At 44.1% G+C, this 20,913-nt stretch carries 20 protein-coding genes; 10 read left to right on the top strand and 10 right to left on the bottom strand.

Annotated elements, in window-relative coordinates; genetic code table 11:
* Nucleotides 1–51: 51 nt before the first annotated feature.
* From A37S_RS0118735 to A37S_RS0118710, 5 genes are all read left to right on the top strand, one after another.
* Nucleotides 52–441, top strand: a complete 390-nt coding sequence (locus A37S_RS0118735) for a four helix bundle protein (RefSeq protein WP_028298317.1) — start codon at nt 52–54, stop codon at nt 439–441.
* Nucleotides 442–516: 75 nt separating this feature from the next.
* Nucleotides 517–1,473: a methylenetetrahydrofolate reductase gene (locus A37S_RS0118730; protein WP_028298316.1), complete on the top strand. Its 957-nt coding sequence runs from the start codon at nt 517–519 to the stop codon at nt 1,471–1,473.
* A gap of 650 nt (nt 1,474–2,123) precedes the next feature.
* A complete protein-coding gene (locus A37S_RS0118725) occupies nt 2,124–2,657 on the top strand; it encodes a hypothetical protein (protein ID WP_028298315.1) in 534 nt (177 codons plus the stop codon).
* Nucleotides 2,654–2,815 carry a hypothetical protein gene (locus tag A37S_RS27570; RefSeq protein WP_169719532.1) on the top strand — a complete coding sequence of 54 codons (162 nt, stop codon included), beginning with the start codon at nt 2,654–2,656 and terminating at the stop codon, nt 2,813–2,815. The genes A37S_RS0118725 and A37S_RS27570 overlap by 4 nt, the downstream gene beginning before the upstream one ends.
* 225 nt (nt 2,816–3,040) lie before the next feature.
* Nucleotides 3,041–3,682, top strand: coding sequence for a hypothetical protein (locus A37S_RS0118710; protein ID WP_028298314.1), 642 nt, complete (start codon nt 3,041–3,043; stop codon nt 3,680–3,682).
* Nucleotides 3,683–4,001: 319 nt separating this feature from the next.
* On the opposite strand, the gene A37S_RS0118705 is transcribed toward A37S_RS0118710, so the two are convergent.
* From A37S_RS0118705 to A37S_RS0118680, 6 genes are all read right to left on the bottom strand, one after another.
* A complete protein-coding gene (locus tag A37S_RS0118705) occupies nt 4,002–5,018 on the bottom strand; it encodes a hemin-degrading factor (RefSeq protein WP_028298313.1) in 1,017 nt (338 codons plus the stop codon).
* Nucleotides 5,019–5,050: 32 nt separating this feature from the next.
* The gene (locus A37S_RS0118700; protein WP_028298312.1) at nt 5,051–5,824 is read right to left on the bottom strand and encodes a heme ABC transporter ATP-binding protein; all 774 of its coding nucleotides are present in this window, start codon (nt 5,822–5,824) and stop codon (nt 5,051–5,053) included.
* Nucleotides 5,821–6,870, bottom strand: a complete 1,050-nt coding sequence (locus A37S_RS0118695) for a FecCD family ABC transporter permease (RefSeq protein ID WP_036603202.1) — start codon at nt 6,868–6,870, stop codon at nt 5,821–5,823. The genes A37S_RS0118700 and A37S_RS0118695 overlap by 4 nt, the downstream gene beginning before the upstream one ends.
* Before the next feature lie 14 nt (nt 6,871–6,884).
* Nucleotides 6,885–7,757 (bottom strand): heme/hemin ABC transporter substrate-binding protein, encoded by an 873-nt coding sequence (locus A37S_RS0118690; RefSeq protein ID WP_084163964.1) that lies wholly within the window; start codon nt 7,755–7,757, stop codon nt 6,885–6,887.
* Nucleotides 7,758–7,846: 89 nt separating this feature from the next.
* The gene (locus A37S_RS25285) at nt 7,847–8,884 is read right to left on the bottom strand and encodes an HmuY family protein (RefSeq protein WP_051293296.1); all 1,038 of its coding nucleotides are present in this window, start codon (nt 8,882–8,884) and stop codon (nt 7,847–7,849) included.
* A gap of 22 nt (nt 8,885–8,906) precedes the next feature.
* A complete protein-coding gene (locus tag A37S_RS0118680; RefSeq protein ID WP_211229823.1) occupies nt 8,907–10,982 on the bottom strand; it encodes a TonB-dependent receptor plug domain-containing protein in 2,076 nt (691 codons plus the stop codon).
* 191 nt (nt 10,983–11,173) lie between these two features.
* Between A37S_RS0118680 and msrA the strand changes: the two genes are divergently transcribed.
* Nucleotides 11,174–11,689, top strand: a complete 516-nt coding sequence (gene msrA, locus A37S_RS0118675) for a peptide-methionine (S)-S-oxide reductase MsrA (RefSeq protein ID WP_028298308.1) — start codon at nt 11,174–11,176, stop codon at nt 11,687–11,689.
* Between the two features lie 36 nt (nt 11,690–11,725).
* On the opposite strand, the gene A37S_RS25280 is transcribed toward msrA, so the two are convergent.
* Nucleotides 11,726–14,452 (bottom strand): DNA gyrase/topoisomerase IV subunit A, encoded by a 2,727-nt coding sequence (locus A37S_RS25280; protein WP_051293294.1) that lies wholly within the window; start codon nt 14,450–14,452, stop codon nt 11,726–11,728.
* Nucleotides 14,453–14,595: 143 nt separating this feature from the next.
* On the opposite strand from A37S_RS25280, the gene A37S_RS0118665 reads away from it, so the two are divergent.
* A complete protein-coding gene (locus A37S_RS0118665; protein ID WP_245586426.1) occupies nt 14,596–16,239 on the top strand; it encodes a M28 family metallopeptidase in 1,644 nt (547 codons plus the stop codon).
* A gap of 256 nt (nt 16,240–16,495) precedes the next feature.
* On the opposite strand, the gene A37S_RS0118660 is transcribed toward A37S_RS0118665, so the two are convergent.
* On the bottom strand, nt 16,496–16,726 hold the full coding sequence (locus A37S_RS0118660) for a response regulator transcription factor (protein WP_028298306.1): 231 nt from the start codon (nt 16,724–16,726) through the stop codon (nt 16,496–16,498).
* 176 nt (nt 16,727–16,902) lie between these two features.
* Between A37S_RS0118660 and A37S_RS0118655 the strand changes: the two genes are divergently transcribed.
* The 3 genes from A37S_RS0118655 to A37S_RS0118640 all read left to right on the top strand — a co-directional run bounded on the left by A37S_RS0118655 (nt 16,903) and on the right by A37S_RS0118640 (nt 19,418).
* Nucleotides 16,903–17,304 carry a hypothetical protein gene (locus A37S_RS0118655; RefSeq protein ID WP_028298305.1) on the top strand — a complete coding sequence of 134 codons (402 nt, stop codon included), beginning with the start codon at nt 16,903–16,905 and terminating at the stop codon, nt 17,302–17,304.
* Nucleotides 17,305–17,928: 624 nt separating this feature from the next.
* Nucleotides 17,929–18,720: a sensor histidine kinase gene (locus tag A37S_RS0118645; protein ID WP_028298303.1), complete on the top strand. Its 792-nt coding sequence runs from the start codon at nt 17,929–17,931 to the stop codon at nt 18,718–18,720.
* A gap of 38 nt (nt 18,721–18,758) precedes the next feature.
* Entirely contained in the window at nt 18,759–19,418 is a 660-nt protein-coding gene (locus A37S_RS0118640) for a response regulator transcription factor (protein ID WP_028298302.1), read from the top strand.
* 76 nt (nt 19,419–19,494) lie between these two features.
* On the opposite strand, the gene A37S_RS25275 is transcribed toward A37S_RS0118640, so the two are convergent.
* Together A37S_RS25275 and A37S_RS28345 are read right to left on the bottom strand one after the other, a co-directional pair.
* Nucleotides 19,495–20,643, bottom strand: a complete 1,149-nt coding sequence (locus tag A37S_RS25275) for an HAD-IC family P-type ATPase (RefSeq protein WP_157278837.1) — start codon at nt 20,641–20,643, stop codon at nt 19,495–19,497.
* A gap of 8 nt (nt 20,644–20,651) precedes the next feature.
* Nucleotides 20,652–20,913 (bottom strand): transposase (locus A37S_RS28345; RefSeq protein WP_036603197.1); only part of this gene is annotated, 262 nt, incomplete at its 5' end.

Below are 20,913 nucleotides of genomic sequence, written 5' to 3'. Positions count from 1 at the left end.
AGTTATGGGTTGCGAGAATAGTGAGCTGTAAAAGAACATTATCATTAGACAATGGACGATAAGAAAATAACATCATATACGCAATTGGAGGTTTGGATTCAGGCTAAACAGCTTGTAAAGGACATCTATTTAGCTACATCAATTTTCCCAAAAGATGAATTATTTGGTCTTGTAAACCAAATGAGGCGTTGTGCCGTTTCTATTCCTTCCAATATTGCAGAAGGATGTGGCAGAAATCATACAAAAGACAGTATTCAATTTTTCTTTATTGCCAGAGGATCGTTATACGAACTCGAAACACAACTATATGTATCATACGATTTGAGTTTCATTGAAAAAGAAGTTTTTGATTCATTGCTAAATCAACTTATCAATTGCAGAAAACTACTGAATGGCTTTATCAGATATTATCAACAACTTAAAAACAACCATACAAATTAAACACCTAGTCGCTTGCAAGGAACTCACAACCCGCAACTGACAACTCACAACCCGCAACTGACAACTCGCAACACAATGAAAATCACTGAACATATAACAAATGCCAAAGGAAAGACCTTGTTCTCCTTTGAACTGTTACCACCTATCAAAGGCACCGGTATACAGGGCATCTATAACGCCATAGATCCACTAATGGAATTCAATCCGCCATTTATAGATGTTACCTCCCTTCGGGAAGACTATGTCTACAAGCAACATCCCAACGGACTACTGGAAAAATTGGCTTTAAGGAAACGTCCCGGAACGGTAGCCCTCTGTGCCGCCATTATGAACAAATATAAGGTGGATGCCGTACCACACCTCATATGCGGTGGTTTCACCAAGGAAGAGACGGAGTATGCGCTCATCGATTTGCAATTTTTGGGCATAGACAACGTGCTGGTCCTGCGTGGCGATGCCCGTAAGAGCGACAGCGCTTTTATCCCTACGGCTGGTGGGCATTGCTATGCCTCTGAACTATTGCAGCAAGTTACCAACCTAAACAACGGCATCTATCTGCATGAAGATACCGTATTGGGTGATAAAACGGACTTTTGCGTTGGCGTAGCAGGATACCCCGAAAAGCATTTCGAGTCGCCCAATCTGGATACGGATTTCAAATACCTCAAGATGAAGGTGGATATGGGAGCCGATTTCATCGTCACACAGATGTTCTTCGATGTCAGCAAATACAAGGCCTTTGTGGACAAGTGCAGGGAGCATGGTATTCATGTGCCCATCATACCGGGCCTGAAGCCATTGACCACCAAGAAGCAGCTTATCAACTTGCCGAAGATCTTCCACTTGGATATCCCATTGGAATTGAGCGAAGCCGTAGAAGCTTGTGCCGATGACAAACAAGTCAAGGAAGTAGGTATTGAATGGATGATCAATCAATGCAAAGAGCTCATAAAGATAGGCGCTCCGGTATTGCATTTTTACACCATGGGCAATCCAGAGCCAACCAAAAGAATAGCAGAGGCGGTGCTTTAGGCATTGCCCTCTTTTTATCTCAAGGCGCGGCCCATCAGTACCGCATTTCCTTTGGCGATTTAATTTCAGCTCCGCACGTGGATGGTCTTTATCGCAATATTTACGATTTTATCCAGTACAATGGTCAGTATTCCCATGTGCAATCCGCCTCCTCATGGCACATGATTACGCTAAAGTCTATCTTAGCCAGTTCCATTTGAAGACGACAATTCAATAGGCTGGATCCGACTAAGAAAAACAACTTGATCAACTTTCATCCGCAAGTAAAAAACTGATTGACATAAGAGTCTCAGAACAAAAAAAACGGGGCGATATCGCATCGGCCCGCTTCTCTAACTAAACAATCAGCCCAGAAGTTCAAAAATGGCTATTTTCACCATTCAAGCTTGTCTTTACATAGTTTACACCTACTAAAACACCTGATTTATAAAGGAATACGCTAGTATGGTTCGCCATAAGACAAATCAAGCTTCTAAAAACATCAAAAGCAACCAAATACAACAAAAAAGTTACGCTTGACACGGATATGAACTTGTCCACTTTTTCAAGGAATCAAGTGGCTACGTTATATAGATTGGCCTTTTAAGAAAAAAATGGACATCCTTATGTATATAAACCAAAAATCCGTAAATTGTAAGCGTATTTGGCAAATGGAAGAAAGAACAGAAATCGGGCTTGATTTTGAGGTTGACAAGTTGACCAACTCGATTGAAAATGCCATTTCAGGCGAGGTGTTCGATACGTTGATAAGCAAGCTTGGTTTGGGAGATAGCAGGCAAATTAGAAAGTCCGAATGGACTTTTGACTGGAAAAGGGAAATAAAAGACGGGACTAGGCATGTCTATAAGCTGACCACGGTCAACAACCCAACCATCGTTCACGGCCTGATTAGCTTGACGGACAAAGGCGACCATGTTTTTATGGATTTGATAGAAAATGCCAAGTTCAACAAAGGCAAGGGTAAACTGTACAAAGGTGTTGCAGGCAATCTAGTTGCGTTCGCATGCAAAACATCGTTTGAACAAAAGTATGGGGGAGTTGTTTCTTTCATGGCGAAGACACAGCTTGTCGATCATTACAAACAGACCCTAGGCGCAAAGGTATTCAGCGGAAACCGCATGTTTATCGACACCAAGGAGGCACTTGTTTTGACTACTAGGTATTTTAAAGATTTCAGGTTATGATAGACTTCAAGAAAATGGACGAAAAGGACTTTGTTTTTGTAAACAAGCCTTTGAGCGAAAAGGAAGAAAAAGAATTTAGCGAGTTTTTGAAAGCACGCAAGGCTAAACAAGCGATAGCCAAGACAAAGAAGAAGCAAAAGGCTCCCATAAATAGGTAAAAGTAATCCCTAAATTAATTTTTGGGATAGCGCGATATTTTAAAAGTTAAGCCTTATGGGATTGATAAAAGAGCCGAAGAATATTGATTTTTAGGCCAAGTCCGTACCTTGGACCAAAAAGGAACTTGCCGATTTTAGGGAGTTGATGAAGGAAATAAAGGCAAGGAACAGTAAAAGGATGATCGAGTGGAAGAAAAATCCAGAAATTAAAAAGGCTGCTAGGCCATGACAAACAAAGAAGAAGAAGATAAAAAGACCATCACCAAGGAAATCAGCCTCAATTTCATCAGAAATAGCCCACTCAATCAACTCAACAAGCGCTATTCCTTTAGTTTATCTTTTGACCAAATTAAGACAACGGAATATGATAAAGAAATTTCCGATTACAGAGATTGTAATAATAAAATGAACCAAGAATACAACGAATGTAAAAATCCCTTTGAAATCAGCCGTGTAAAAGACAAACTTGAAGAATACAATAAGCTAAACAAAAAAATAATACTGGCCGATTTTAAAAAGAAACAATGGGCATATTCACTTGACAAAGCATATCAAGAATGTGAAAGGAAAATCGGACAAGGGACATCAATCTCTTTTGCGGGTAGTAATTTGCCATCACTAGGTTATTACTCTCTTATAAGTGTAAGAGAAGAAAATGCAGAGGGGCGCACTGAAACAGATAAAATTGCCACGGTTCATTACAAAAAATTGATTGATGACAAATGGGGCAATGTTGAATTTGACATACGAATTAATCCCTTAGCAAATAACGATTCTGAAAGTATTAGTAAAAATAAAATCTTTACTGGACTTGGACCTAAAAAAAGAGATATTAACAATTATAAAAACTGGCGGGAAAAATTATAAATATTTCTGCGATACACCTCGTAGAGGAAAAAAACGTTTATAGCTTTACTTGGGAAATCATTCCTTTACCGACAAATTGAGAAGCCGCATCCCCAGAATTTACAAAAGCCAATCTAAACAGTCTTCAAATATTAGTTCACTTCATATGTGCCTTATCTAAAAGAACCACGAGGTTAATTCGGTGACCATCACAAAAAATTATATAGGTACAGCAGCATAAAACAAAAAAAGCGGGGCGATATCGCATCGGCCCGCTTCTCTAACTAAACTAAACAACTAAAAACTATATAAACAAACTATATAGGTTTCTTTTATGGCATTAAGCCAAAACTTCTTCTACAATTTCACGCCATGCAGCAAGCTCCGGAATGCCAGGCTTCCGCTTGCCAAAGAACTGCACAATGGTATCGCCCAGCGCATCGTAGCATTCTATGCTGGTGACCACACCATCTTTGGTAGGCTTTCTTACCATCCACGCATGTGCTATGGCGTCTTCCCGCAAGTGCATATTGAACGTCGGATCCAGCACATTGAACCAAGGTCCCGTTTGGAGCAAACGGTTCACCTGACCCGTATGGATCTGTATGCAGCCCCTATTGCCGATAAATACCATGATTTCCACTTCTTTTGCGGCCGCAAGCTCCATGATTTGCTTCACCTGGGCCACGCTGATCTCCGTGACGTAGCCCTTTGGCGCCAGCCGCATAGCCTGCGTGCGCTTGACATGGTGCGCCTTGAGCATGGCATGAAAATCGTGCGTATCCTGCAAGGCAACCCATGCATCCTGAAACGATTTGACATCGATTTCTGAATCCGGCAGTTCTTCTTCCCTTTCAGGATAATGTTCTTCTATCGGTGCCAATCCCTGTACGGGCGACTTATAACGGGCCACCAGTTCATCATATGCCGCTGTATTGCTTTCTTCCTGCAAGTACACCTTATGGATAGCGTCACCTTCCTTGCCGAAAAACTGGATACTCTGTCTTTCGTTTTCACTGACGGCAAAAACGTATTTCCAGACACCAAGGAACAATCTCAGGTCGATATCCGGGTTAACCACCAGGCCAATGCCGCCATTGATGGCCACCTTGCGGTATTCTCCCTTGCGCTCGTGTACGGCATAATCATTTCTGGTCAGCGCCATTACGTAACCCAACTGCGGTATATCCTTCAAAATAGCCTCAATATCGTCTTGCAGCCTAATGGCGGTCAATGCGACCAATTCGGCTTCGCTTACGCCCAGCTGCTTGGCAGCATCCCGTATACGCACCTTCGGGTTCTCCGCCTTAAAGTGTTCATATCGCTCTTTGAGCGATGTCATTACGTTATTTTCCATAATCCCAAATTCTTTATTAACTATTCAAACCATTATATCTCAGGCACCACCAAAGGGCAACCACAATGCTCATAAGGAACCAACCTCACCTTGATGCCGAATACCTGATGAATGGTATCGCAATTTACAACTTCTGCGGGACGCCCGAAAGCCATTTCGTGCCCATCCTTGAGCATCAATATCTTGTCCGAAAAACGAGCCGCATAATTGATGTCATGCAATATGCTCACCACGCAATACCCCCTGTCTGCCAAATTCCTTGCCAATTGCAGTACCTGCTGCTGATAGAGCATATCCAGTCCATTGGTCGGCTCATCCAACAACAGAATGCCTTCTGGCTGATCGTACACCTGTGCCAGCACGCGCGCCACCTGCACCCGTTGCTGCTCACCACCCGACAAGGTATGGTATGCCCTGTTGCGACAGAGCAACATGCCTACCTCTCCGAGGGCACTGTCTACGATCTCTATATCGCTAGGTGTGGGCTGACTGCCAAAATGGGGGTATCTTCCCATCAGTACCAATTCTTTCACCGTAAAAGAGAGGGATAGCGTATTGTGCTGGCTAAGAACGGCCCTGAACCTGGCCATCTCCCCCAGGTGATAGTCGTCGATGCGACGTTCCTTGATCCAAATCTCTCCAGATGAGGCTTTTTGGTCCCCGCACAACAGCTTCAGCAAGCTACTTTTGCCGGCACCATTGGCGCCTATAATAGACACCAATTGGCCAGAAAGGGCCTCAAAGCTCACTTGATGCAGCAACTCTTTCTTACCAACACGGTAGCCGACACCATCTACACGAATCATATGCGCTGCCTCCTTTCTCGGATAATAATCAACATAAATATAGGCGTTCCTACCAAGGCCGTGATAATCCCAATGGGCAACTCGGATGGAGCCACGATGGTCCTGGCCAACAGATCGGCCAATACCAGCACCGCCGCTCCCAACAGGCCCGAGGCAGGGATGACCAGCCTATAATCGGCCGTAAAGGCCATACGCAAAATATGGGGCACCACGAGCGCCACAAAACCAATGGTTCCCGATACGGCCACGCAGGCACCCACTCCCAAGGTAGCCAACAATACGGTCCACCTTTTGGTACGCTGTACGGATACGCCTAAGTGGCTGGCCTGTTCCTCGCCCAGCGAAAAGGCATTTAACGGCTTGGCCAGAAAAGGAATGCCCACCAGCGAAATAAATACGAATGGCGATATGGCCAATACGGTTTTCCAACTGGCCCCTCCTAAACTCCCCAAGCTCCAAAACGTAATATCGCGCAGCTGCGCATCCGATGCCACATAGGTGAGCAATCCCGTAAATGAGCCTGCCAAGGCGTTGATGGCTAAGCCAACCAATAAGAGAGTAAGCACGTCAGTCCTGCCCTTTTTCACCGCTATACCGTATACAAGAAAAGTAGTCAAACAGGCTCCAATAAAAGCGGCAATGGCCAAAGCATAATAACCGAACAATTGTCCCAACCAAGGAAAGTAGTCGGCCTGCAGTACGATGGTAAGAACAGCAAAAAGGGAAGCGCCCGAGGAAATGCCTATCAACCCGGGCTCAGCCAGAGGATTGCGGAACAAGCCCTGCATGGCGGCGCCCGACATGGAGAGCGTAGCCCCTACCAACAGACCCAAAACCACCCGGGGGAGCCGTATACCCACCAAGACAGATTGCTGCTGTGCACTGAAGCCCATATGATCCGAAAGGTGCAATTGGTAGGCCAATATGGAAACAAGCTCATCGAAACGAATGTGCAGGGCACCTACGCATGCAGCCAAGCTCACCGCCAGCAGAACCAGTAGCAACAAGGCCAACAATACCTTTACGATGAGCTTATTCGAATCCATCCGCGTTCTTTATCTCAATGGTTAATTTTTTGTTTCAGTTCCAGCAAGGCCAAGCCTAGCCTGGGCCCGAAGCCCGTGAGCAACTGTCCGTCCATGTCTACAATATTTTTGTTCCTGCCCGCATTGGTTTGCATTACGCCCTGCACCGCTTCCAGTCCATTTGCACCTCCCAAGCTTTCCAAACCACTGGAAAAGAGCAGCAGTACATCTGGATCGGCCGCTACCAAGGCTTCGGAAGTGAGCGGCTTGAAATCTGAAAAACCGCTCACTGCATTCTCTCCGCCTGCCAAACGGATCATTTCCTCCATCTGCGTTCCTTCTCCGCCCACCATCATCGTTCCCGTACCACGGGCATAGATAAAAAGTACCTTGGGCTTGGGTTCCTTGCCCGGGATGGCCTCCACCTTTTTCAGGTCAGCCTCCAATACCTGTATAATGGAATCGCCTTTTTGTACAAGTCCCAAACTATCTGCCACACCTTTTATCAATGACTTAGTGCCGTCTACGCTAAAAACATGCTCAAAAATAAGCAATCTGGCTCCTGCCGATCGCAACTGTTCTTCCAGTTCCGGTGTTACATCTTCCCGTACGCCCAGCACCAGATCGGGGTGCAAGGCCAGTACACCCTCTGCCGCAATTTTCTTGCCGTGTCCCACCTTTGGTTTGCCATACAAGCTCGCTGGATAGGTGCTCGCTACATCCGTGCCCACAATGTGATTTTCCAAGCCCAGTGCAGCCACTATCTCGCTTAGGGTGCCATTGAGCGAAACTATTTTGGTGGAATCGTTTATCAATTTCGATTCCCCGCCATTCCCAATTCCCCTGCACCCGACAACAAACCATAAAAAGGTTGCCGTTAAAATAAGATATACACCACTTTTTTTCATCGTCTCCGTTATCAGCAATATACTTGTTCTATTTATTAAAAGGAAAGCTACCCCGGTTAGCATGGGGTAGTTTCCTGAAAAATTGGAATCTAAGACCCCCTCTTGACTAAAGCATATTCGATTTCGGGATAACCCCGCACTCCGCCATCGCTTGCATGGAAACTATTAAATTTCAACTTGTAAACATTTCCAGCAGCATCTTTAACAACATAAAAGCGGTCTTGTTTCACCCCGATAGTTCCCGTTGTCGCCCTCCAGTTGGAACCAATAACGTTTCTCGAGTTATCAAATGTCAATGAAGTAATGTTGCTCTCTGAAAAATCCGCGTAAGAGACGGTTTCGGTCAAAACTTCGGTAGCGGTCGCCCCACCAAGATTGTTGATAAATACCATGTCGGAAAACGCGTAGGGGAAAGTAGCAGTATAATACATACTGTAAGACCAGACGATATCCCAATCTGTTTTCTTTGGCTCGCCGCTAACAAATCCTCCTGTCACGAAAGACACAAAACTAAAATTGTACTCCGTGTCTTTAGACACCTCAATACTTGCGATATTGGTTGCGTCCAACTTAGCGTACTGCAGGATATATCCACCAGAACTATTTCGCGTAATAAGCACTTTATATACATCGTCCAGAACAGGCGCGGTGCCACCTTTTGTGCTGATGACATATACCTTATTGCCTGTAGTGGCAGCAGAAATCTCATCGATAAAAGTACCGCTTATTTCGCCGCTTGGATTGTCAATCATCGACAAAGTTCCCTGTCCTTGTCCTATTGCCAACGTGCTTATATCAAAATTGGCAGAAGTGACCTCCGTCAAGTTGGTAAATTCAGTTTCGATAGCGGCCGATCCCGCAAAATTGTTCAAGCGCACACGGAACTCACTACCAGAATAAAAAGCCAAATCCCACGAATATCTCAGTACGGAATCCTGTGTATCCGTACTAAAGCCAACAAACACCGAGTTTTGTGCTCCTGCACCACCAGCGCCACCATTTAATGTCAAGACAGTTCCATCGGAAGGCGGAATGTCTGGCACTACTACTTCGTCCTTGTCGCTACAAGCTACAGAGAAAAGCGAAAACAGGGCAAGAAAAGCATATGTTGTTGTTTTTATTTTCATTTTTAAGATTATTTAATTGTTGTTAATTATTGATTGTTAATTGATATTGCAAGCCTAGAAAATAGGATCTTCCGTACCCCATGGGCACCGCACCTCCCGTACTATGCGCTCCACTGGTGTCGATAGAGGTATTACTGAGTCGCACCACATTGAACAGATTACGCACACCTCCTGAAAGGCTTATTCCCCGCCAAAAGACCTTATTTACACTAATGTCGGCCATATGGAATGCGGCAATCTCCGCTCTATGGATGTCTAACGTTCCCGAGGCATCTGTCGCCGTTTCATACGAAACCAACTTCCCTGTGAACTTATAATAGGCACTTAGGCTAAGTTGCGCTTTTGGCCAGCGGTAAGATATATTGGAATTAACTTCAGGCGTCCACCTCATACTTGGCACCTGCGCTTCATCGCTGGAAAGTCGGTTATACCGTCCGATATATAAGAAACCGATCGTGCCAGTGAAGTTCTTTATGGCGACAGCATTTTCAAAAGAAGCGCCGACGGTACGGTACCTATCAATATTTATATAAGTAGTTACGCTGTTATCGCCAGATAGGTAACCCGTCGTTATTTGGTCGCGGAAATCGTTGTAATATCCTCCCACCGTTGACGAAATATTCCATTCCTTTTGCTGAATGCCATACCAGCTCAGGTAGGCGTTAAAACTATTGGAATGCTCTGCCTTTAAGTTCTCATTCCCGCGTATGGAATGGCTGGCATCAAAGAAATCAAAATATAGTTCACGCAAAGCTGGCGCTCGAAATCCCCGTGCATAAGCCATCCGAAGGTCGAAAGACTTATTGATATTGAATTTGGTGTTTAACGATGGTATTACGGGTGGAGCATCATAAACGGAGTTTTTGGTAAAACGTAGCCCCGGTCTCAAATTTATCCACGCTATAGGCTTCCATTCCGAAGAGAGAAAGAACGCGTAATCATTGATTGATGGATTGCCCAGAATACGCTGGCCACTTGTAGAATTTAGGTTTATTTCAACGCCTGGTTGCATAAAAAACTGCTCAGAAAACCGCTGCTGCAATGTTGCCCTCACAATGCCCGATTTAAACTTGGAGGTGTCCTGGGTGCCGTCTTCAGTTGACGGCCAACTGGTACCCGCCCGAAAATCGTTCACCATAGTCCGCGTCCTGCGTGCGTAGTCCTGATAAGAGGCAGCTAAATTCAAACTTGTATTTGCAGTGAACGAATAGCTTCCCTGCAGCTGATGACTAAACCTATCCGTGATATAATCTTTATCTGTAGCGCGGTAATTATTGGTGTTCAAGGCACCCGGTGAGTAAATATCCTCATTCAAATAGTCCAATCGATACCAAGAATCCAATCGCCCCTTCCGATAGCCAACATTTCCCCTAGCCATCCATTGCTCTTTGGGCAGCCATTCCCACTCCCTGCCAGTTTTATTGCCTTTCCACCCTCCGAAGTCATTGCGGGTTCCAGACGCCCCAAACGACCATGCCTTTCCGTACCAATCCAAGGCTAGATTTCCGTTGTGGACTCCAGCACCATCTATTGTGCCATAACCGTCCCCTGCACTTTCCTCTTGAAAACGAGCCGCAACATTCATTTTACTGTTTACATTATTCCGGTTTTTGGTAATAATATTGATAACTCCCGCCAGTGCATCCGTACCGTATATCACGGACATTGGCCCTTCCACGATTTCAATGCGCGCTATATTATTTATATCTATTTGGCTCAAGCTCTGTTTGGTAGCACCTCTGTCTATTAATGGCAAGCCATCCAACAATATCTTCACATTTTGGCCACTCATACCCATAAGCTCAATATCGGCTTCGCCCAAAGTCAAATCATTTGAAAACCTTATTCCCAATTCCGTGTTCAAGACATTTTCTATACTGGTACTGCCGCGAAGGCTAATCTGCTCGCTACTGATGCTTCTCACACGATATACCGAATTTCGAACTGACTGTGGCATATATTGCCCTGTGACCACCACTTCACGAAGCGTGTCTTTTTTGGCAACTATGGTATCTAGCGGAGTTAAAGCTTCAGCTAACGATTGCGCCCTTACCTGTATAAACCATAACGCTATGCCCAAAATCAATACCCTTTTCACTTCTTTGTTTAGAAAGATTATAAATAACAGTGCAAGTATATGTTTTTATTTAGATTAGTTACAAATAAATATGGAAATAATTTTCAGAAGACTTCTCTTTATTTCTCAAGAATGTTTACATAAAACTGAGGGAAATGCCGATTTTTTGTCCCATTTTTGATTGGCTAATAGCTAATCAAAAGGAAAAACTTATGAAGGCAACATTTGGAGGAGGGTGCTTTTGGTGCACGGAAGCGATATTCAAAAATTTAAAGGGTGTTTCTAGCGTATTGCCTGGCTATATGGGAGGAACAAAGGAAAATCCGACTTATAAAGAAGTATGTACGGGACTAACCGGCCATGCCGAAGTGATCCAGATCGAATATGATCCGCAAGCAATAAGCTACCAAGAACTTTTAGGGGTGTTTTTTCGCACCCACAATCCCACTACGCTCAATAGGCAAGGCAACGATGTGGGCACGCAATATCGTTCGGCGATATTTTTCCATGATGAGGCACAAAGAGAAGAGGCAGAGGCTTTCATTAAACGTTTGACGGATGAACAGGTGTACGATGATCCCATCGTGACCGAAATAACGCCTGCCAGTACATTTTGGGAAGCCGAGGACTACCACCATGATTACTTTGCCAACCATCCAGAAAACCCCTATTGTGCGGCCGTCATACAGCCCAAGGTAACTAAGTTCCTAAAAAGCTTGGTGCACTAGACAATCCTATATACGAAATTCAATAACGGTCAGGGGTTAGAACAATTTCCCCTGACCATTTTCATCTGTATCCGCATCATCGTCTAGATCGATATCATCCGGATTGGTAATTTCAAAAGAAACGGGTGACGATTTTTTCATCTCACCATCGTCACTTTTCGTTAATTCCTCAACCGATCCACTCTGTATTGGTTCCTCTGGTCCTTGCTCTCCCACCTTATTGTTTACTGGCTTACTCAGATCCATTTCCTCGGTCATAAGAGAAACACTTTCTACCGTATGCAAGCTCAGGCGGTTGCCTTGCGCTTTCATTCCCTTGACATCGATTAATGTAGCCAAATCTTCTTCGGTTATTTCCTCTGTCTGGTTTTTACCTTTCAAAACCTTCAACTTCACTTTCGCCTGTGGATTATTGGTCAGCAGGATCAACCGCGACCCTAGCTCATCGTTGATAATAGAGCTTACCTTCCCTATTGGAGTGGCATCAAAAACAAAGCGCTTCACATAATAGTTCTTGCTCTTGCCATCCTGATGAACGGCACTATACACCCATTCGGGTCTGAACTTTTCTATGCGCAATAGCTTGGGGTCGTAATGGTTGGTAAGCTCAAAACTGGTGAGCGTGTAACTGCCGTCGGGCATCACCACTAGGATACGGTCATCACCGTCAAACTCACCCAAGTATTTACCCCGTTCGTCCACATTGAGGCGATGTAGCACCTCATCATACCAAATCTTTCTACCGGCCAAGGTGGACACACCTTTTGATTTTAGCAAAATTTTCTTGACAGGGTATTTACTCACGATATTGCCTTGCGAGCCCCTGCCCTTGATGGCTATTTCGGCAAAGTCAAGATCAAAGTTCAGCTTGCGCAATTTGGAATGTGGTTTCAACTGCACGTTGACCACCTCTGCCTCCCCATTGGGATTGGCCGTAAAATAAAGCACCTTAGACCCCTTGCTTCCTTTGGTCAGATCGTACTCCTTGTCCCGAGTAACGCCAAGTATCGAAAAGCGCTTGATGTAGGATACGCCTGTCTTACCATCTCGGTAAACCATGTTGTACACCGTACGCTCGTCGCCTTTCTTGAAAACGGCCACGTGGATGATGTCTTTTCCAACAAACACCTTATCCTGTACCTTCGTGACCAGACAGGTGCCATTGTCGCGAAAAGTGATGATATCGTCAATATCCGAGCAGTCACCTACGTACTCATCCTTCTTGAGTCCCGTACCGATAAAGCCATCGGCTTTGTTTACATAGAGCTTTACATTGGCCAATGCGACCTGGGCTGCTTCTACCTTCTCAAAGACGCGGAGTTCTGTCTTTCGCTCCCTGCCCTTGCCGTACTTGTCTTTCAACTTCTGAAACCAAGCAATGGCATAGTCGGTCAAATGCTTCAGGTGATGGCGCACTTTTTTGATTTCATCTTCCAGTGCTTTCATCTGCTCATCAGCCTTTTTCACATCAAAGCGGGTGATGCTACTCATCGGCTTGTCGATCAGTTTTTTGTAATCCTCTGGCAGAATGGTACGATAGAACTGGGAGAAAAATGGCGTAAATAAACGATCCAACACATCGACCACGACTTCAAATGCGCCGGAGTTTTCATAATCGGGATGCTTGTACATCCCCTCTTGGATAAAGATCTTCAGCAAAGAGCTGAAAAAAATCCTTTCTTGCAACTCATTTAACTTTATTTCCAGTTCTTGTTTCAATAGAGCCTTGGTGTGCACCGTATTCTCTATGAGTACGTCATTGACGCTCATGAAATAGGGTTTATCCCTCTTGATGACACAGGTGTTGGGCGATATGGACACTTCGCAATCCGTAAATGCGTAGAGTGCATCTATGGTCACATCGGGCGATATACCAGGAGCCAGGTGCACCATAATCTCTACATTGGCCGCCGTATTGTCCTCTATCTTCTTTATTTTAATCTTCCCTTTGTCGTTGGCCGCTATCACACTTTCGATAAGCCCCCCCGTGGTCGTCCCAAAGGGGATCTCCGTAATGGCTAGCGTCTTCTTATCTCGCTCCTCAATACGGGCCCGTACCTTGATACGCCCCCCTCTTTGCCCTTCATTGTATGCAGTCACATCGGCCAAACCGCCCGTTGGAAAATCGGGCACCAAGTTGGGCCTTCCGCCTTGCAGCACATCGATAGAAGCATCTATCAGTTCATGGAAATTGTGGGGCATAACCTTGGTGGCCAATCCCACGGCAATACCTTCCGCTCCCTGTGCAAGTAGCAAGGGAAATTTCAGGGGCAAAGTCACCGGTTCCCTGTTGCGCCCATCATAACTGAGTTGCCACTCAGTCGTATCGGGATTGAAGGCCACGTCCAACGCAAACTTGCTAAGCCTTGCCTCAATATAACGAGCTGCAGCCGCTGAATCGCCCGTTATCGGATCGCCCCAGTTTCCTTGGCAGTCGATCATCAGATCTTTTTGCCCAATCTGCACCATGGCGTCACCTATAGAAGCATCGCCATGAGGGTGGTATTTCATGGTATTCCCTATCACGTTGGCAGCCTTGTTAAAACGACCATCATCCATTTCCTTCAATGAATGCAGAATACGCCGTTGCACGGGCTTCAAGCCATCATAAATATGGGGCACAGCCCGATCCAAAATAACATAGGAGGCATAATCCAAAAACCAATTCTCATACAGCCCAGTCAACGGAATCGTCTGGCTGCTCAATTGATCGTCCGCTTGTTGTTCAGGTTCTTCGTTCGGGTTATTTATTTCTTCGCTCATTTATAGGTGTCTCTTTATCATTAGATCGTCAACGGTCAAAGATTTCAATGATGCTGTAAAAATACAAAGAAAAAAGTAATTTAGCCCATGATAGCATGAAGCGAATATCCGATCTACAACATACAAATTTTACACCCATGACAGTGAACAAGATAAAACATCTGTGCCTTGCCCTATCAATAATTGGCACGGCTTGCCAAAGCAGCCCCGATAAACAAATCTCCGAAGCGGCCAGTAGCATTACGGAAGAGGGATTTGACCACTACATGGCTGTTATTGCCAATGACTCCCTATTGGGGCGCAAACCTTTTACGGAAGGAGAAGTCCGTACCATAAACTATCTGGAACGTACATTCAAAGAATTGGGGCTTGCCCCTGGCAATGGCGATAGCTATAGGCAGGAAGTGCCTATGGTGGAAATCACCTCGTATCCCCAACAAGAGATTACGTTTAATGGAAAGAACGGGAAGTTGGCCAGCCACCTTTTGGATGATATCGTACTGGGCAGCAGAAGGGTACAGGAAAAGGTCGATGTAACCAATACGGACTTGGTGTTCGCCGGTTTTGGCATTGTTGCGCCAGAATATAATTGGAATGATTACGACGGACTAGATGTAAAGGGGAAGACGGTTGTGGTGATGATCAACGATCCCGGATTTTACGATCCCACCCTATTCAAGGGCAAGAACATGACCTATTATGGTCGCTGGACATACAAATTCGAGGAGGCGGCAAGACAAGGCGCCACGGGTGCCCTCATCATTCACCAGGAAGACGCTGCCAGCTATGGGTGGCATGTGGTGCGCAATGGCTGGAGCGGCCCGCAGCTCAACCTGCAAACAGAAAACAATGGAGCGGACAGGGCCGCCTTTGAAGGATGGATCAGTGGCGAGACGGCCGCAAAGCTGCTCCAGGTAGCAGGGCAAAGTATCGATTTACTGGAACAAGCAAAAAAACCGGGATTTAAGGCGGTCGATCTACAAACAAGCACATCCGTACATATACAGCAGGAACTAAAAAAATCAACATCGAACAATGTGCTCGGGCTACTCAAGGGCAGTGAAAGACCAGAGGAGGTGATCGTCTATTCGGCCCATTGGGATCACTTCGGCGTGGGAGAACCTGTTGAAGGCGATTCCATATACAACGGTGCCGTAGACAATGGTACGGGCATTGCAGGCTTGCTCGAACTGGCAAATGCTTTTAAGAAAGCGCCAACATCCCCAAAGCGTAGCATATTGTTTATAGCGCTCACAGGTGAAGAAGAAGGGTTATTAGGCTCCGCATATTATGCCGCTCATCCCATATTCCCATTGGAAAAAACCGTGGCAAACATCAATATGGATGCCATGCAGCCCATTGGCAAAACAAATGATATTGTTATCGTGGGTCTGGGACAATCGGAAATGGATGAATACGCAGAACGGGCGGCAAAAAAACAAGGACGGCACATCGTGCCTCAGGCAGACGCCTCCAATGGCTGGTTTTATAGATCTGACCATTTCAACTTTGCCAAGGTAGGTATACCCGCGCTATATCCGGCCACGGGCGACCAGGTTATTGGGCAAGAGAGTGTTTATGGCATTCAGTTAAAAAAAGAATACAATAAGCAACGCTATCATCAGCCGCAGGACGAATACGTAGCGAGCAAATGGAACATTGATGGGATTGTAGAGGATCTAAAGTTATTGTTCGATGTGGGCTATACGTTGAGTATGGAGAAGGACTATCCTAAGTGGAAAAAAGGCTCGGAGTTTAAGTCTATTGGAGAACAGTTAAGGAAATAAACAGAAATTTTCCTTGTTTGCTCTTGGGCAAAAGTACCTTTTGCCCAAGAAACGCACAAAGAAAGGGCAATATCTTAAACTCATCCCCATGTAGCCAATCATATTGCACATAACGTTCGGTTGATTGAAAACCAAATTTATGTCAATTTTTTGTTACATACAAGAGGTGAGTGGTTATTTCCAAAGAAAAAACGACAATTTCTTATCAATACCTATGGAGATTGGGGTGGATTGCGGAAAACCCTAAACATTTAAGTCAAAAAGACAACATGTTTACCTGAAATGCCCATGCAATTAAATGGTTTGAATTGCGTAAACCCAAACGTTTAATGACATTTCTTCTATGAGTTTGTACCGTTTGCTCACTAATGAACAACATTTTTCCTATCTGCCTGCTATTATAGCCTAAAGACATCATACGTACAATTTCAGTTTCCCGACGACTAATCAGCTGCTGATTTTCGTCTCGATTAATCTTCACTGTCATAGCTTTGAATAATTTCTTGAATTCAAACCTACATACTCCTTAACATTAATTAACACTTCAATTTACCCTTTTTGCCAGGGTATTTTTACGGTAGTCAAAAAGGGTGATTTACTCATTGCATCAACGATATAAAATGCTGATTTTTAACCCAATCAAAAACTTAAAATTAAACGGACATGAAAGATTCAAAAACATCCATTTCGCTGGAGAAAGCAAAAAAAATGAGGGCCGCATTTACTAAATCTGATGCAAGACATGCAAACGGCGGATCGAATACAAGGGGAATATGGTTCAGCCTAGAGCACTTAACAGCACTTGTTGAAAAACTAAACAAGCACAAAGATGAACTGGGCATAGATGGCGTGCGTTTTTACCTAGCAAAATACACCAAGGAAAACATGGATGAACTGGACAACCCAAAATATGAAGGATATACCACCTTAGTACATGTTGCAACCGTGAAAGATGGCAGCGGGCATAAAGATTATGTAAACGAGGCTAAGTCTTTCTCTTATGAGAATAGGAACTACCTTTGTCCACCCGAGACAGGCTGTGAAGAAAATCCGACTGAAAATTAAGCCTCTATAGATGTTTTTTTTTAACCCTGGATTATTCATAGAATTCACCTGTTTTTTTATAGCATTTTTTACGCTATTTAGAGACCGACAAGTTTTTTGGAAGATCACGATTGTGTATTTGTTATTCACTTGTATAATAGAATTGATCACCTTTATATTATTAAAAGTGTATCACCAAAGAACATTTTGGCTTTATAATTTATATATTCCAGTCGAAGCAACCTTTATAACATATGTTTTCCACACCTTTCTTAGGAGGTTAACACGCATAAATCACCTGTTTTGGCTGGGATATGGTATCATTATCACAGTATATATTATCGAATTATTCAAAAGGAATTTTGGTTATACATCCACCGCAGTATCGGTAATGTCTGTTATATTTGTATTATATGCTTTTTATTTCTATGCACTTTTGTTGAAAAATGATGAGTACGTAGTATTGAAATACTACCCTCCTTTTTGGATGATAGCGGGCATATTACTATTTTATTTCGGAGGAACGGCCTTTAATTTGATCTACGACTTAGTATTGGTAAAAATGGAAGTCAGAAACCCTTTACTAAGTTATATTAATCCGACATTAAGCTTTCTTTTGTATGGTTTTTGGAGTTATTCATTTATATGCAGAGCACGCCAACGGAAATTGTATCGATAATCTTGCTTGCCTCATTAGTGTTTTTGCTGGCTCCACTGTTCTTGCTATTATACATTGTCTCGTATAACAAGAAAAAGAAACTGCATCAACAGGAAAAAGAGCTAATTACGGAACGTTTTGAATCTGAGCTATTGAAAACCTCCATTGAGGTGCAGGAGCAAACTATGCAGACAATAGCTACCGACCTACATGACAATATAGGTCAGTTGTTAAGTCTCACCCATATTACCCTGAGTTCCATCAATTTGAATGATTACGAAAAAGCAAAGCATAAAATAGATCACTCTCTGGAGCTCATAGGAAATTCCATCCGCGATTTACGACAGTTGGCAAAAGTAATCCAGGGGGAGCAATTGTTAGAAAACGGCCTAAGTCAAGCTTTAGAAAAAGGAATAAACTGGCTTAAACATTCTAGGAACTACAATATTACCTTTGAAAATGGGCTAAAGGATACCGAGCTCAGTTCCGCCAGCAAAGATCTAGTCATACTGCGGATATTCCAGGAAGTGTTCAACAACATTGTAAAACATGCAGAAGCTGGTCATATTGACGTAATAATGGAGTTGGAAAAAGACAAACTTTCCATCGTGATCAAAGACGACGGAAAAGGATTTGACATCACTGAGTCCTCATCCAGAAATCAGGGACTCGGACTAAATAATTTGAAAAAGCGTAGCAAACTCATAGGAGGAGACATGGACATCTCTTCCAAATTGGGAAAAGGAACACGTATAAGTATTACAGTGCCGTATCCATGACACGATTGTCTATGGCTAAGAGATTTCTATAAGACAGCATGAAGGGAGATAAGAAAATCACGCTTGGATTGGTCGATGATCATACGCTATTTCGCAGAGGAATTGCTTCCCTCCTAAGGGAGTTTGATGAATTGGATGTACTTTTTGAGGCTGCAAATGGCATCGAACTTCAGGCACAGTTAAAGGCTCATGAAAAGCAGGTGGACATCATCCTCATGGATATCAGTATGCCCAAAATGAACGGGTATGAGAGCACAGCTTGGATAAAAGACAACTTCCCGCACACAAAGGTGTTGGCCTTAAGCATGTTTGAAGATGAAAAAGCAATTATCAATATGCTAAAGGCAGGCGCTGTGGGGTATATGTTGAAAGAATCGAGGCCATCAGATCTACTGATGGCCATGAACACTATTATGGAAAAAGGATTTTATATTAATGAATTAGTTACAGGGAGATTATTGAGTTCCCTGCAGCATGATAAGCAAACACAACAAACATCATTAAAAATAACTGAAAGAGAGCTAGAGTTCCTTCAATATTGCAGTACCGAGCTTACCTATAAAGAGATAGCAGCCGCCATGAACGTAAGTCCCCGTACAGTGGACAACTATAGGGAATCTCTCTTCGCAAAGCTAAACATCAAATCAAGAACAGGATTGGTGGTCTATGGCATCAAAAACGATTTGATAAAGCTCTAAGAAACCTTGGCTGCACAGAAATCCCCATTTGAACAAAAATGCGTCGAAGATCTACCTTTGCGGAAAAGACTCCGCCTTAGATCTTTTTACCAACGTACTTGCCATATTTCAAATACTTGTACAGTTCACCAAACAGAAAAACGCTAGAGGTCATAAGTATTACCACAAGATATTCCCAAGGATACACAAACTCAAAACCAAATAAGTTCTCAAAGAAAGGCATCTCTACAGCCGCAATCTGCACGATGATAGACCCCGTCAGCGAATATATGACGTATCGATTCGTAAATGGCCCTATCTGGAAAAGTGACTTCCTTAAGGAACGCATATTAAGCACATTCCATAATTGGCAAAACGCCATCGTTATAAACGCCATCGTTCTGGCCTTATTGAGCCCTTCATCCAGGTAAAGATAGAAGACGCCCAAGCTCAGCAAGGTCATGAGACCAGCATTAATTACCAGAAAGGGAAGCACCTCTTTGGTCACTATACCCGTGTTTTTCTTCACGGGCTTGGTGTCCAGTTCATCTCCATGGCCATGCTCTGTGGATAAGGCCATATCATTCGCACCATCAGTCACCAAATTGAGCCACAATATCTGTATGGCTGTCAACGGCGTAGGCAACGCAATAGCCATAGCGGTAAGTAAAGTGGTAATCTCAGCAAAGTTGGTGGTCAATAAGTAATAGGTGGTTTGTCGTGTGTTGTTAAAGACTATACGTCCCTCCTCAATGGCGTGCACAATAGTAGAAAAGCGGTCATCTGCCAATATCATTTTGGAGGCGTCACGGGCCACGTCCGTCCCCATAATGCCCATAGCTATTCCCACATCCGCCTTTTTCAGAGCGGGCGCATCATTCACCCCGTCGCCAGTCATGGCGATCAATTCGCCCCTGGCCTGTATCCTGCTGGCGATGCGCAATTTCATGGTTGGTGTCAACCTGGCAAACACCCGACAGGTAGACACGGCTTCGTCAAATTCTTCTTCGGTCATTTCAAGCAAGTCGCTCTCCGTCAGTACCGCTTCATCATGAGCATCCGGCGGCACAATGCCCGTAGCTCTTGCGATAGCCAAACCTGTTTTTGCGTGGTCACCCGTAGCCATAATGACCTTTATGCCAGCGCGGCGACAATCGTTAACGGCATCCTTTACATCTAGGCGCGGAGGGTCTATCATGCCGGTAATACCCGCAAACACTAAGCTAGGGTCTGCTGAAAAACTCAATGATTTTTTCAGCAGATTTTTGAGTATTGGGGTATGAGGTTGTAATCTTTGCGCAGATCTACCACATATTTGATTACTATATTGATAATGCAATAAAGTGCTAGCTCGGCCAATTTGACCAAGTTAAGCACCAATACGATGCAGCTAATCCAAGCTTCGCTGGTTCTTGCTAGACGAGCTAAAATGAGATTCATTCCGTAACCAGTCTTTGCTTGACCAAACTTTCCTTCGATCGGATTGCGTTCTCCTGGACTTACACGATTCTGCGAG

This window comes from Olivibacter sitiensis DSM 17696, assembly GCF_000427965.1.
Lineage (GTDB): Bacteria > Bacteroidota > Bacteroidia > Sphingobacteriales > Sphingobacteriaceae > Olivibacter > Olivibacter sitiensis.
The sequence above is the reverse complement of the archived record's forward strand: the minus strand, read 5'-3'. Positions and strand labels throughout refer to the sequence as shown.

Bases quoted from the DNA above. Each gene is read 5' to 3' on its own strand.
- A37S_RS0118735 (WP_028298317.1), top strand. From the start codon at position 52: ATGGACGATAAGAAAATAACATCATATACGCAATTGGAGGTTTGGATT.
- A37S_RS0118730 (WP_028298316.1), top strand. From the start codon at position 517: ATGAAAATCACTGAACATATAACAAATGCCAAAGGAAAGACCTTGTTC.
- A37S_RS0118725 (WP_028298315.1), top strand. From the start codon at position 2,124: ATGGAAGAAAGAACAGAAATCGGGCTTGATTTTGAGGTTGACAAGTTG.
- A37S_RS27570 (WP_169719532.1), top strand. From the start codon at position 2,654: ATGATAGACTTCAAGAAAATGGACGAAAAGGACTTTGTTTTTGTAAAC.
- A37S_RS0118710 (WP_028298314.1), top strand. From the start codon at position 3,041: ATGACAAACAAAGAAGAAGAAGATAAAAAGACCATCACCAAGGAAATC.
- A37S_RS0118705 (WP_028298313.1), bottom strand. From the start codon at position 5,018: ATGGAAAATAACGTAATGACATCGCTCAAAGAGCGATATGAACACTTT.
- A37S_RS0118700 (WP_028298312.1), bottom strand. From the start codon at position 5,824: ATGATTCGTGTAGATGGTGTCGGCTACCGTGTTGGTAAGAAAGAGTTG.
- A37S_RS0118695 (WP_036603202.1), bottom strand. From the start codon at position 6,870: ATGGATTCGAATAAGCTCATCGTAAAGGTATTGTTGGCCTTGTTGCTA.
- A37S_RS0118690 (WP_084163964.1), bottom strand. From the start codon at position 7,757: ATGAAAAAAAGTGGTGTATATCTTATTTTAACGGCAACCTTTTTATGG.
- A37S_RS25285 (WP_051293296.1), bottom strand. From the start codon at position 8,884: ATGAAAATAAAAACAACAACATATGCTTTTCTTGCCCTGTTTTCGCTT.
- msrA (WP_028298308.1), top strand. From the start codon at position 11,174: ATGAAGGCAACATTTGGAGGAGGGTGCTTTTGGTGCACGGAAGCGATA.
- A37S_RS25280 (WP_051293294.1), bottom strand. From the start codon at position 14,452: ATGAGCGAAGAAATAAATAACCCGAACGAAGAACCTGAACAACAAGCG.
- A37S_RS0118660 (WP_028298306.1), bottom strand. From the start codon at position 16,726: ATGACAGTGAAGATTAATCGAGACGAAAATCAGCAGCTGATTAGTCGT.
- A37S_RS0118655 (WP_028298305.1), top strand. From the start codon at position 16,903: ATGAAAGATTCAAAAACATCCATTTCGCTGGAGAAAGCAAAAAAAATG.
- A37S_RS0118645 (WP_028298303.1), top strand. From the start codon at position 17,929: ATGCAGAGCACGCCAACGGAAATTGTATCGATAATCTTGCTTGCCTCA.
- A37S_RS0118640 (WP_028298302.1), top strand. From the start codon at position 18,759: ATGAAGGGAGATAAGAAAATCACGCTTGGATTGGTCGATGATCATACG.